We start from the raw sequence: 12,809 nt of genomic DNA, 5'->3' as shown, positions 1-12,809 counted from the left end.
GCAATGGTTCTGGCTGTCGGTGTACAGCCCGCGCAAGGAGCATTTCGTGGCGGTGTTCGACGTCATCACCGAGCGCAAGCAGGCCGAGGAAGCGTTGCGCGAGAGCGAGCACCGCTACCGCGAACTGGTCCAGAACGCCAACAGCGCCATCATCCGCTGGTCGCGCGACGGCACGATCACCTTCTTCAACGAATACGCACAAGCGTTTTTCGGCTGGCATGCCGACGAGGCGCTCGGCCAGCACGTCGGTATCCTGCTACCCGAGCGGGATACCAGCGGCGCCGACCTGACGGCCCTCGTCCAGGACCTCGTGGCGCACCCGGATCGCTATGCGAGCAACGTCAACGAAAACATCTGCCGCGATGGCCGCCGGGTCTGGATGAACTGGACCAACCGCCCGATCCTCGACGCGCGCGGCCAGGTGACGGAGATTCTCGCTATCGGCAGCGACGTCACCGAACGCAAGCACGCCGAACAGGCCGCGAGCGAAAGCCGCAACCTGCTGCAGAACATCATCGACAGCACGCCGGCGAGCATATTCGCTTTCGATCGGCACCACCGCTTCACACTGGTCAACGAGGCGATGGCTCGTTTCTACGAACTGCCCAAGCACGAGCTGATCGGCAAGACCCTCGACGATGTCTTTCCGCGCGACCTTGCGGACCGCCTGCGGGCCATCAACAGCGAGATCATGACGACGGGGACATCGCGGACCTTCGAAGAGTTCGTCGCGAACAAGACCGGCAGCGTGTCGCAGACGGTGATCAGTGCCAAGTTTCCGCTGCGCAATGCCGCCGGCGAGGTCATCGGGCTCGCCGGAGTGGCCACCGACATCAGCGACCGCAAGGGGGCCGAGGAAGAGATCAGTCGCCTCAATGCCGACCTCGAGCGGCGGGTAACCGAACGCACCGCCGAGCTGCGGGAGGCAAACCGCATCCTGGCGGAGCGGTCCGCCGAAATTGCCGATCTGTACAACAACGCGCCCTGCGGCTACCACTCGCTCGATCCGGCCGGTACCTTCATCGCCATCAACGACACCGAACTCGCGATGCTCGGTTACGATCGCGAGGAGCTTGTCGGACGGTTGCGCGCCGAGCAGCTGATGACGCCAGCCAGCCAGATGCTGTTTGCCGAGAATTTCCCTCGCTTCAAGCGGACCGGTTACGTCCACGACCTCGAATTCGAGATGGTGCGCAAGGACGGTTCCCCGCTGCCGGTGGTGTTGAGCGCCACGGCGGTGCGCGATGATCAGGGTCGCTTTCTGTTCAGTCGCTCGACGCTGTTCGACAACCGCGAGCGCAAGGAGCGCGAGCAGCAAATCCGGACGCTGAACGTGGAACTGGCGCGCCGCGCCGACGAGGCCGATGCCGCCAATCGGGCCAAGAGCGCCTTTCTGGCCAACATGAGCCACGAGATCCGCACCCCGCTCAACGCCATCCTCGGGCTGGCCCATCTGCTGCGGCAGAGCGGGGCGACGCCTGACCAGATCGAGCGGCTGAACCGGATCGCCACCGCCGGCCGCCACCTGCTGAACATTCTCAACGACCTGCTCGACCTGGCGAAGATCGAGGCGGGCAAGCTGGATCTGGAAGAGCGCGATTTCGCGGTCGGCGCGCTGTTCGACCAGGTCCGCTCGCTGATCGCCGACGCCGCCAGGGAGAAAGGGTTGGCGGTGCAGATCGACACGGGCTGCGTGCCGCTCTGGCTGCGGGGCGATGCCACCCGCTTGCGGCAGGCGCTGCTCAACTACGCCGGCAATGCGGTCAAGTTCACCAAGCGCGGCGGCGTCAGCCTGCGTGCACGGCTGGTCGAGGAGCGGGAAGACGACCTGCTGGTGCGCTTCGAAGTACGGGACAGCGGCATCGGCCTGACCCCCGACCAGCAACGCCGGATCTTCGCCGCCTTCGAACAGGCAGACGTCTCGACCACGCGGCGGCACGGCGGTACCGGGCTGGGCCTGGCCATCGCCCGGCGGCTGGCCGAGCTGATGGGGGGAGAGGTGGGGGTGGAGAGCGAGCCCGGGGTGGGCAGCACGTTCTGGCTCACCGCCCGGCTGCGGCGCGGGCAGCCCCGGACCGTCGTCTCGCCAACCCTCGCCGCGGCGGTGGTCGAGCGGGAACTGCGGCGGCGGGGAGCCGGCGCGCGGGTGCTGCTGGCGGAAGACAACCCGATCAATCAGGAGGTCGCCCTCGACCTGCTGCACGGGGCCGGTTTCGCAGTCGATCTGGCGGCGAACGGCGTCGAGGCGGTTGAGCGGGCACGGCGAACGGCCTACGCGCTGGTGCTGATGGACGTGCAGATGCCGGAAATGGACGGACTGGCTGCGACAGTGGCAATCCGGCGGATCGCCGGCTGCGAGAACACGCCGATTCTGGCGATGACCGCCAACGCCTTCGCCGACGATCGCCGCGCCTGTCTCGACGCCGGGATGAACGATTTTGTCGCCAAACCGGTCGACCCCGACGCCCTCCATGCCACCCTGCTCGCCTGGCTGCCCGAGCCGGCGGCGGCGACAGGCGAGGCGCTGACGGCGCCGCTCGCCGATGAGCAGGCCGAGCAGACCCGACTGGCCGCGCTCCCCGGGCTCGACCTGGACCGTGGTCTGGCCACCGTGCGCGGCCGCTTGCCCAGCTATCGCCGGCTGCTGGCGCTGTTCCTCGCCCACCACGGCCCCGACCCGGAGCGGCTGGCGGAGTGGGTGGCTGCGGGCGACTGGGAAGCCGTCCGGCGGCTCGCCCACGGCCTGATCGGTGCGGCCGGCAACATCGGGGCGATCGGCATCCAGCGGCCGGCCGAGGCGCTGCAGCGGGCAATCGCCGAGGGTGTCGACCCGGCCGCCCGAGCGATCCTGGCCGCCGCGTTGAGCGCCGCGCTGACCACCCTGCTGGATGGCCTGCGCGCTGCGCGGGTCGACGAAGCCGCACCGGTGCCGGCCGGCGTCGCGGATCCCGCCCGCCTCGCCGAGGTACGGGCGCGACTGGACGCCCTGCTGACGGCCGGCGACATCGCCAGCCACGCCCTGGCGCAGGCGGAGGCTCCGCTCCTGCGTGCCGGACTGGGCCCGGCGGTCGACCGCCTGCTGTCGGAGATCGCCGAGTTCCGGCACGAGGAGGCGCGGGCAACCCTGTGGTCGCTGACCGAAGACTTCCCGGCAACGCCAGAGGGCCGTTCCGACCCATCGACGGACTGAGCAGTCTACGCAGTGCCGAGGCGGCAGCGGGCTGGCGGTTCCCGCTCGTCCCTGCTTCCCGATGGCTGCCGATCGCGCGCTGCGGGCGCGACCTCGGGCGCGTCTGGCGCAGGTCTCTCTGCTCCCCTGTCTTCGCGGCGTCCGGATTTCCCATGCCCTGCGAGCACGGAAACCCGTCCGTCACCTGCAGCACATCACCTCGATGAACCAGGAGACGAAACAACGAGGACTGCCCATGCCGCTGCAGCCAGCGCACCGGAACCGCTTGCCGGCCGGCTGGACGACGTCATCGCCCGCTTCCGCCTCAGCTGCGCGTCATCACCGCACTGCGACCGTGTCTGGGCCAGCCGATCCGGCACCTCGCCGACAGCGCGGACGGTCTGCCGGCGTCGGCGCGAGCCAGCGCACCGGCGACGCCAGCCGCGGCAGGAAACGCTCAGGCGCGCAGCAGATCCTCGCGGTCGCCCAGCCACCGCTGCAGATGACGCCCGGCCTGCTCCGGGCTGTCACGCAGCAGGCGCGCCGCCATCGCGTGCGCCAGTTCGACGAGATCGGCGTCCTTCTCCAGATCGGCATGGCGCAGCAAGGGTTCTCCTGACTGCCGGCTGCCGATGAATTCACCGGGGCCACGCAGGCGCAGGTCCTGGCGAGCGATCTCGAAGCCGTCGCTGTGTTCGAAGATGATCTTCAGGCGCGCGCGCGCGCTGGCGGAAAGTGGCGGCTGGTAGAGCAGGACGCAGACCGAGTCGTGTGCGCCACGACCGACACGGCCGCGCAACTGGTGCAGTTGAGCGAGACCAAAGCGCTCCGCATGCTCGATGATCATCAGGCTGGCATTGGCCACGTCGACACCGACCTCGATGACCGTCGTCGCCACCAGCAGGTCGATCTCGCCGGCAACGAATGCGGCCATCACCGCCGCCTTCTCCTCGCTGCGCAGGCGGCCGTGAACCAGCCCGATGCGCAGGTCGGAGAGTTCGGCGCCGAGGGCCGCATGCGTATCGAGGGCGGCCTGCAGATCGACCTTGTCCGACTCCTCGATCAACGGACAGACCCAGTAGGCCTGGCGGCCACCGGCGACCGCAGCGCGCACCGCGGCGACGACCTGCGCACGGCGATCGGCGGAGAACAGGCGGGTCCTGACCGGCGAGCGACCCAGCGGCATCTGATCGATGAACGAGACGTCGAGATCGGCGTAATAGCTCATCGCCAGCGTACGCGGGATCGGCGTCGCCGACATCATCAACTGGTGCGGACTGCCGCCCTTGCGCCGCAACTCCAGGCGCTGCCGGACCCCGAAACGATGCTGCTCGTCGACGATGATCAGCCCGAGACGGGAAAAGTCGATGCTTTCCTGGATCAGCGCATGCGTGCCGACGACCATTTGTGCACTCGTTGCCGTCTGCTGGCGCCGCTGCCGCTTGAGCTTGCCAGCGAGGCTGCCGGTCAGCCACAGCACCTCGACGGCCAGAGGCTCCAGCCAGGTGCGCAGCTTCTGGAAGTGTTGCTCGGCCAGGATTTCGGTCGGCGCCATCAGTGCCACCTGATGACCCGCCTCGATCGCCTGGCACGCCGCCAGAGCCGCGACGATCGTCTTGCCGCAACCGACATCACCCTGCAGCAGTCTTTGCATCGGGCGGGGTTGCGCCAGATCGCCGGCGATTTCCCCGGCGACCCGGCGCTGCGCAGCCGTCAGGGCAAAGGGCAACGAACGCTCGAGGCGCCGCGCCAGCTGCCCGGCCGCGGGCAGGGCGGGCGCATGCTGTCGACGTCGCGCGAGATAGGCGCGGCGCAGCGACAACTGCTGCGCGAGGAGTTCGTCGAACTTGATGCGTCGCCAGGCCGGGTGGCTGCGATCCTGCAGGGTTGACTCCGCGACCGTCGGTGGCGGCGCGTGCAGCAGCGAGACTGCCGCGGCAAACGAAGGCAGCGCCTGTGCCCGACACCAGTCCGCGTCGAGCAGTTCGCCGAGATCGGCAGCCTGCAGCGCACGGGCGATCAGCCGCCGCAACGTCGTCTGGCCGAGACCGGCGGTCGCCGGGTAGACGGGTGTCAGCGACTGCGCCAGAGGCTCATCGACGGCGACGATTCGATAGCGGGGATGGACCATCTCGGGTCCGTGGAAGCCATCCCGGATCTCGCCGAATATGCGCAACCTGCTACCGGCGGCGCAGGCCGCTTCGAGTGCCCGCTGCTGGCTGCCGTAGAAGCGGATGAAGCGCAGGGCGAGAATGCCCCCGCTCGCGTCACCGACCCGAACCACGAGCTGGCGGCGCGACTCCCTTCCGACAGCGAGATCGAGCACCTCTGCCTCGACGAGCAGCGGCACCCCCGTTGGCGCCCCGGCGATGGCGGTGACGCGCGTCTCGTCTTCGTAACGCAACGGCAGATGCAGGACCAGGTCCGCAGGCCGCTCCAGCCCGAGCCTGCGCAGCCGGTTGCGGATCGCTGGCGGTGCATCGATCGCATCCGCCGCCGACATCAGCCGCCGATGACCATGATGGCGTCAGCCTCGACCAGCGCGCCGCGTGGCAGCGAGGCAACGCCAACGGCGGCTCGGGCGGGGAAAGGCTCGGCAAAAAGACGGCCCATCACCTCGTTCACCGTCGCGAAATGGACGAGATCGGTGAGGTAAATGTTGAGCTTGACGACGTCGGCCAGCGAGCCGCCGGCCGCCTCCGCAACCGCCTTCAGGTTGTCGAAGACGCGAACGATCTGCGCATCGATACCGTCAGCCAGCTTCATCGTCGCCGGGTCGAGACCGATCTGCCCGGAGAGGTAGACAGTGTCGCCGACCCGCAGCGCCTGCGAGTAGGTGCCAATCGCTGCCGGTGCCAGCGGCGTCGAAACGATCGTTATCTTCATGCTGCGCTCCTCCACCACGTATCGGATTGAAAGCGGGGATGATAAACCGCCGGCAATGAGAGAACCATCGTCGGGATCGATGCACCGGCACCCATTCCGTGTTGCATGAAAACAACAACCGACACAACCATTTGAAACATCTGCCTGAGTTCGTGCGTACTCGTGTGTACAATCCCACGAACGGTGCATGGAGCAGCGTCCGGGGCATGGCAGCCGTCGATAATTCTTCTTTGGGGAGACTCGGAAATGTTGAAGAGTGGGCTTTTTGCGGTTCGAACGATACCGGCGCTGATCGCCGTGTCCTTGTCGGGTCATGCTGGCGCCTCGGGCTTCCAGTTGATGGAGCAAAATGCCAGCGGCCTCGGGGTGGCTTTTGCCGGATCGGCAGCAGTGGCCGAGGATGCCAGCACCATCTTCTGGAATCCCGCCGGGATGGCCTACCTGCCGAAAGGGAAGATGCAGGTCGTCGGCGTGCTGAGCGCGATCAAGCCGTCGGCACGCTTCAGCAACGACGGTTCGATCAACCCGGCCGGGATCTATGGCGCTGCGGGCAACGGCGGTGACGCAGGCGGCTGGGCGTATGTCCCGGCGATGTATTTCGCGCTGCCGATCAACGACCAGATCAGCGTCGGCCTTGGCGTCAATGCGCCATTTGGGTTGGCCACCGAGTACGACAAGGGCTGGACGGGCCGCTTCCGCGCCCTCAACTCGGACGTCGCGACGATGAACATCAACCCGTCGATCTCGTTCAAGCCGAACGAGCAGTGGGCTTTCGGCCTCGGCATCAGCGCGATGAAACTCGATGGCACCTTCAGCAACAATGTCAACGCCAGCGGCGCGCTGTGTTCCGGGCTCGGCGCTCCGGCCTTGTGCGGCCCGGCCGGTGCGCTGCGCAACCTCGAGGGTTGGGCAAGGATCGAAGGTGATGACTGGGGCTGGGGCTACAACCTGGGCGCCATGTTCCAGCCGTCTCAGTCCACACGCGTCGGCCTGTCGTATCGTTCGGCGGTCGACTTCAAGGTCACCGGTGACGTCAAGTTCTGGCGACCGACGGTCACCACCCTGGGGCCGGGTGGCAACGCCGCTGCCAACGCGGCGCTTGCCGCAGGCCTGTACAACGGCAACGTCAAGGCCGACATCAAGCTGCCCGACACGGCGATCCTCAGCGCCTGGCAGCGACTCAGCGACCGCTGGGAGATGATGGGTGACATCTCGTGGACCGGTTGGGCGAAGATCCAGGATCTGACCTTCGTCCGCACGGATGGCGCGGCAGCCGGGCGCACCCTGTCGAGCACCGAGGAAAACTGGCGCAACACCTGGCGGGTGGCGCTCGGCGGTGCTTATCAGTTCAACGACCAGTGGAAGTTGCGCGCCGGCATCGCCTACGACCAGTCGCCGGTGGACAGCTCCGAATACCGCACTCCGCGGCTGCCCGACAACGACCGCACCTGGCTGGCAATCGGTGCGCAGTACAAGCCCACCAAGGATCTGGTGTTCGATGCCGGTTACACGTACATCTGGGTCAAGGACTCGTCGATCAACGACAGCGGCGGCATGAACGCGACCCAGGCAGCCAACGTGGCGTCCTACGGTTGGCTCAAGGGGAACTACAGCAACAACGTGAACGTCCTTGCCGTACAGGCTAGCTACAGTTTCTAGCCCTTCCGGACCCGCGACCGCAGGCGCCCAGCGGTCGCGCGTTCCTTTCGCCCGCCGATTGCCGCGGTCTTCGGCGCGCAGCGCCGGTCGTTCGCGGCGGGCGCTCGGTTGTCCCGAGCATCTTCGGCCATGACATGACGGCGACGCCGGTCATCACCAACCTGGAAAAACTGCTTGGCGGGCCGCGCGACGGCGCCCTGTTGCGCTACGCACTGGGCAACGAGCACCTGCGGGCAGGCGACTTTGCGCAGGCAGCGGTTCGCCTGCGTGAAGCGGTCGAACGCGACGCCGCGTACTCGGCAGCATGGAAGCTGCTTGGCAAGGCGCTCGCCGAAGACGGTCAGGCCAGCGAAGCGCTGGCTGCATACGAGCAGGGGATCGCCGTTGCCGAAGCGCGAGGCGACGTTCAGGCCGCACGCGAGATGAACGTCTTCGCCCGGCGCCTGCGCCGCCAGCTACCGGCAGCAGGCCGCTGACCCGCTATGGCTGGCCGCCCTGGCCTGGAACGATGATGGCGTCGATGCCCCGCTTCTGTATTTCCCGGCGCGCTGCCTCGGCCTCGCTGAGCGTGCGGAACGGGCCCACATGCAGGCGTGTTTCGACGCTCGCCGGAATGCCGGCCTGAGCCAGACTGTCCTGCAGTTCTTCGGCGCGGCGCCGGTCGGGCAGGAAGCTGGTCTGCAGTCGGAGCCCCGACGACGGATGCGATGTTGCAGCGGCTGCGGCAGCCGGCGTCTCGCCGGCGAGGGCACCGCCTGACGACACCGCCGCCTCGGCCGCCGCCAGCGAAGCTTCGATTGCCGCACCGCTGGCCTGTGGTTCGGCAAACAGCGGCACGACCACCGGTGTCTCGGCAGCGGGCTGGACCGTGGGCAGCGGCGCCTGCTCCTTCTTCCTTACCGGGACGGGTTCGGTGTACGACGGACTGAAGCTCGCCGCTTCTTCGGCCGGCGTCAGGTCATCCAGCAACGGCAACGCCGCCGACAGGAGCACGATCAGCAACCCTGCCAGACCGATCCGCCGACGCAACTGGCTTTCAAGGGCCGCCTTTCGCCCGTCTGCTGCCACGGGGCGGCCGAGCTGCGCCGTCGCTTTCGCGGCACCTCCGACCGGATTGGTGCGCTGTCTCATGGCCATCGACCGTCTTGCGGCGGATCAGTGACCATCTCGCCGATTGCGCGCCAGCGCGACAACCAGATCGGCCTCGGCGCGGGCAATGCCGCAGCGGTGCGCGATGGCGGTGGCGTCATGACCCTGGATCGCCATCTGCATGGCATCGTTGTACAGCGGCGGCGCGCTCGGCGCCGTCCCCTTCGCAACCTGCCGGAAATCCTCGCGCGCAGCAAGTACTTCGGCACGCAACTCATCGACCTCACAACGCAACTGATAGACGTCTCGCTGCAGGGCATCGATCAGCTCCTGGCCAGGAATCTGCGGCGGCGGCTCGTTCCAGGGAAAGCTGGATCTACCGGCATCGGCGCGCACCGCGACGGCGGGTTCGGCAGCCGCCGGTGGCAGTGCGTCCGCAGGTTGCTGCGGCAGCAGCGGAGGATCCTGCACCGGCGGTTCGGCCGATCCGGATTCCTGGATGGCCGTGTAAGCAGCCACTGCCGACTGCGCTGCCGGGGACGGCATGGCCACTGCGGCATCCTGCAGGCGACGCATGCGGACAAAGAGAACAACGATGTACAGAACAAGCAGGACGATGATCGCGATCAAGCCTTCTCGCCAGCCCAGCCTGCCCAGTAGATCGAGATCCATGCCGTGCCCCATGTCGGTATCCGCCCGACATTATGCCAGACTCCGCCGCAGGGGCCGGCTTGCGCAATTGCCCTGCGTATCGCTCGAACCGGCAAGCAAAGGGGCCTCGCCCGGCTTGCCGGACGAGGCCCGCGAGCACCGCGACGAAAACGGCTACTGGATCGACTCGAACAGCCCTGCCGCGCCCATGCCGGTGCCGATGCACATGCTGACCATGCCGTAGCGCCGGCGCGTACGACGCAGGCCATGCAGCAGGGTCGCCGTGCGGATGGCACCGGTCGCGCCGAGCGGGTGACCGAGAGCGATGGCGCCACCCAGCGGGTTGACCTTCGCCGGATCGAGATCGAGCGTCCGCATCACCGCCAGCGCCTGCGCCGCGAAGGCTTCGTTGAGTTCGACCCAGTCCACCTCGTGCTGGCTGATTCCCGCCTGCCTGAGAACGCGCGGGATCGCCTCGACCGGGCCGATGCCCATGATCTCCGGCGCGACGCCAGCCACCGAGAAGCCGGCGAAGCGCGCCAGCGGCTGCAGATCGAACTGCTTCAGGATCCGCTCCGAAACCAGCAATACGGCAGCCGCCCCGTCGGACATCTGCGAGCTGTTGCCGGCAGTCACCGTGCCGCGGGCAGCGAAGACGGGCCGCAGTCGGGCAAGCCCTTCGATGCTGCTGTCGCGGCGCGGTCCCTCGTCGTTTTCGGCAAGATACTCCGCCACCTTCACCGCGCCGCTCGCCAAGTCGGGAAGCCGCCTCTTCACGGCGTAGGGCGTGATCTCGGCGCGAAAGTGACCGGCATCGATCGCGGCACAAGCCTTGCGGTGCGAATCAACGGCAAAGGCATCCTGATCCTCGCGCGATACCTGCCACTGCGCGGCCACCTTCTCGGCGGTGATCCCCATGCCGAAGCCGATCGCGTAGTTCTCTTCCTTCTCGAAGATGGCCGGGTTGAGCGCGGTCTTGTTGCCGGTCATCTGGTTCATCAACGACATCGTTTCGGTACCGCCAGCGACCATCACCTCGGCCTCGCCGAGGCGAATGCGGTCGGCGGCCATGGCGACGGTCTGCAGACCGGAAGCGCAGAAGCGGTTCACCGTGACACCGGGTACGCTGTTCGGCATGCCGGCGAGCAGCAGGCCGATGCGTGCGACGTTCATCCCCTGCTCCGCCTCCGGCATCGCGCAACCGACGATGACGTCCTCTACGAGCGCCGGATCGAGCCCGGGCGTCTGCGCCAGCACCGAGCGGATGGCATGTGCCAGCATGTCGTCCGGTCGCACGTGACCGAGCATGCCCTTGCGCCGACCGACCGGCAGTCGCGTCGCGGCGACGATGTAGGCGTCCTGAATCTGTTTGCTCATGTTCTGTTCTCCTGGCGCGCTCAGTTGCGCAGTGGCTTGCCGGTTTCCAGCATGTGCTGGATACGCTGCTGGGTTTTCGGGTTCTTCAGCAACTCGACGAAGAGCTTGCGCTCGACCGTCAGCAGCCACCGTTCGTCGACCAGTGATCCGGTCTCGACCTCTCCACCACACAGGGCAGTCGCAGCGGCTCGCGCCACGGCGTAGTCGTGCGCCGAGATCATGCCGCCCTCCTTCATGTTGGCGAGCATCATCTCGCAGTTGGCGATGCCGGTTCGCCCGGCAACCTTGACCCCGCGCGGCGACAGCCGCGGGTAATGGCCGGCCTCGGCGAGCCCGCGCGCCTCGCGCAATGCAACGTAGAGCAGCTCGTGCGCGTTGAAGACGACCTTGTCCGTGTCGACGGCGAAACCCAGTTCCTTCGCCTGCGCGCCACTCTTCGAGACCGTCGCCATGGCGATGGTCAGGAACACCGGCTGGATGAATTCGAAGGGATCGTTGCCGCCGGTCTTCGCCGCCGCCTGCGCGGCACGGATGGCGAACTCCTTGCAGCCGCCGCCCGCCGGGATCAGGCCGACGCCGGCCTCGACGAGACCGATGTAGCTCTCGAGTGCGATCACCCGCTTCGCAGCGTGCATCAGGAACTCGCAACCACCACCGAGAGCCATGCCCTGCACCGCGGCAACCACCGGCACCTTGGCGTACTTGAGCGCCATCGAAGTGTTCTGGAACTCCGCAACGTACTTTTCGAGGAGATCGAAGTCGCCGGCCTGGATCGCTTCAGCGACCTCCTTCAGATTCGCACCGAAGGCGAACGGCGCCTCGTGCCACAGGACCAGACCCCGATAATCGGCCTCGGCGCGGGCAACCGCTTCCTGCATGCCGACGATGACGTCGCGACCGAGCGTGTGGTTGCGCGACTTGACGCTGACGATGGCAATGCCGTCGTCTACCTGCGGCAGGGTCCACAGACGCACCCCGTCGTTCTCCCAGACCGTTTCCCCGACCATGGCCGTCTCGCCCAGCACGCGTTCGGGAAAGAGCTGGCGCCGATAGACCGGCAGGGTCGAACGTGGACGATAGGCGTCGGCGCTGGCAGAGTACGAGCCCTGCGGGCCGTGCACGCCCTCGTCGGCGACGCGGCCGAAAACCCACGCCGGCAAGGACGCCTGGCTCATCGCCCGACCGGCCTCGATGTCCGCCCGCACCGCCTCGGCAATCGAGCGCCAGCCTGCCGCCTGCCAGGTCTCGAAGGGACCCTGTGCCCAGCCGAAGCCCCAGCGCATCGCAAAGTCGAGGTCGCGGGCGTTGTCGGCGATGTCGGCGAGATGGAAAGCCGTGTAGTGGAAGATGTCGCGGAAGATCGCCCACAAGAACTGCGCCTGCGGATGCTCGCTGGCGCGCAACTGGGCAAAGCGGACTGCCGGATCCCGCTGCTTCAGGATTGCCAGGACGCCGCCATCAACCTCACCGGCGCTGTCGCGGTAGTCCTGCAGCGCGAGGTCGAGCACCTTGATCGCGCGACCCTCCTTGCGGAAGATGCCGGCGCGCGTCTTCTGCCCCAGCGCGCCCTTGCCGATCAGCGCCGCCAGCCAGGCCGGCACGCCGTAGTAGCCGTGCCACGGGTCTGCCGGCAGGGTGTCCTGCATGGTCTTGATGACGTGCGCCAGGGTATCGAGGCCAACGACATCTGCCGTGCGATAGGTGGCGCTCTTTGGCCGGCCGATGATCGGACCGGTCAGCGAGTCGACGACGTCGAAGCCGAGACCGAGCCGCTGCGTGTGATGCATCACGGCGAGGATCGAAAAGACGCCGACGCGGTTGGCAACGAAGTTCGGGGTGTCGAGTGCGCGCACGATTCCCTTGCCGAGACGCGACACCAGCCACGACTCGAGATCGTCGAGCAGGGCCGCGTCGGTACCCCGCGTGGCGATCAGTTCGACCAGATGCATGTAGCGCGGCGGATTGAAGAAGTGGATGC

Annotated in this window: 9 protein-coding genes; 3 read left to right on the top strand and 6 right to left on the bottom strand. The window is 67.4% G+C overall.

What is annotated here, in order from left to right; all coding sequences use genetic code 11:
* Window positions 1-46 precede the first annotated feature (46 nt).
* Window positions 47-3,190, top strand: a complete 3,144-nt coding sequence (locus NFW30_RS17560) for a PAS domain S-box protein (RefSeq protein WP_295357013.1) — start codon at window positions 47-49, stop codon at window positions 3,188-3,190.
* Between the two features lie 436 nt (window positions 3,191-3,626).
* Here NFW30_RS17560 and recG read toward each other — a convergent pair whose 3' ends face one another.
* Together recG and NFW30_RS17550 are read right to left on the bottom strand one after the other, a co-directional pair.
* On the bottom strand, window positions 3,627-5,672 hold the full coding sequence (recG, locus tag NFW30_RS17555; RefSeq protein ID WP_295357016.1) for an ATP-dependent DNA helicase RecG: 2,046 nt from the start codon (window positions 5,670-5,672) through the stop codon (window positions 3,627-3,629).
* Window positions 5,672-6,055, bottom strand: a complete 384-nt coding sequence (locus tag NFW30_RS17550) for a RidA family protein (protein ID WP_295357018.1) — start codon at window positions 6,053-6,055, stop codon at window positions 5,672-5,674. Before NFW30_RS17550 ends, recG begins: the two co-directional genes overlap by 1 nt.
* 246 nt (window positions 6,056-6,301) lie before the next feature.
* Here NFW30_RS17550 and NFW30_RS17545 point away from each other — a divergent pair, with 246 nt between their 5' ends.
* Together NFW30_RS17545 and NFW30_RS17540 are read left to right on the top strand one after the other, a co-directional pair.
* Window positions 6,302-7,714 carry an outer membrane protein transport protein gene (locus NFW30_RS17545; protein WP_295357020.1) on the top strand — a complete coding sequence of 471 codons (1,413 nt, stop codon included), beginning with the start codon at window positions 6,302-6,304 and terminating at the stop codon, window positions 7,712-7,714.
* A 134-nt stretch (window positions 7,715-7,848) separates the two neighbouring features.
* The gene (locus NFW30_RS17540) at window positions 7,849-8,190 is read left to right on the top strand and encodes a tetratricopeptide repeat protein (protein ID WP_295357023.1); all 342 of its coding nucleotides are present in this window, start codon (window positions 7,849-7,851) and stop codon (window positions 8,188-8,190) included.
* A gap of 4 nt (window positions 8,191-8,194) precedes the next feature.
* On the opposite strand, the gene NFW30_RS17535 is transcribed toward NFW30_RS17540, so the two are convergent.
* The 4 genes from NFW30_RS17535 to NFW30_RS17520 form a co-directional block, all read right to left on the bottom strand.
* Window positions 8,195-8,845, bottom strand: coding sequence for an SPOR domain-containing protein (locus NFW30_RS17535; protein WP_295357025.1), 651 nt, complete (start codon window positions 8,843-8,845; stop codon window positions 8,195-8,197).
* Window positions 8,846-8,869: 24 nt separating this feature from the next.
* Complete coding sequence (locus NFW30_RS17530; RefSeq protein WP_295357028.1) at window positions 8,870-9,487, bottom strand: DUF2802 domain-containing protein; 618 nt, start codon at window positions 9,485-9,487, stop codon at window positions 8,870-8,872.
* Window positions 9,488-9,628: 141 nt separating this feature from the next.
* A complete protein-coding gene (locus NFW30_RS17525; RefSeq protein ID WP_295357031.1) occupies window positions 9,629-10,831 on the bottom strand; it encodes an acetyl-CoA C-acyltransferase in 1,203 nt (400 codons plus the stop codon).
* A 20-nt stretch (window positions 10,832-10,851) separates the two neighbouring features.
* The coding region (locus NFW30_RS17520; RefSeq protein WP_295372396.1) for an enoyl-CoA hydratase-related protein at window positions 10,852-12,809 on the bottom strand (1,958 nt) is incomplete at its 5' end.

This window comes from Accumulibacter sp., assembly GCF_023806635.1.
Lineage (GTDB): Bacteria > Pseudomonadota > Gammaproteobacteria > Burkholderiales > Rhodocyclaceae > Accumulibacter.
Note: the sequence above shows the minus strand (reverse complement) of the source record. Positions and strands in the feature narration are given on the sequence as shown.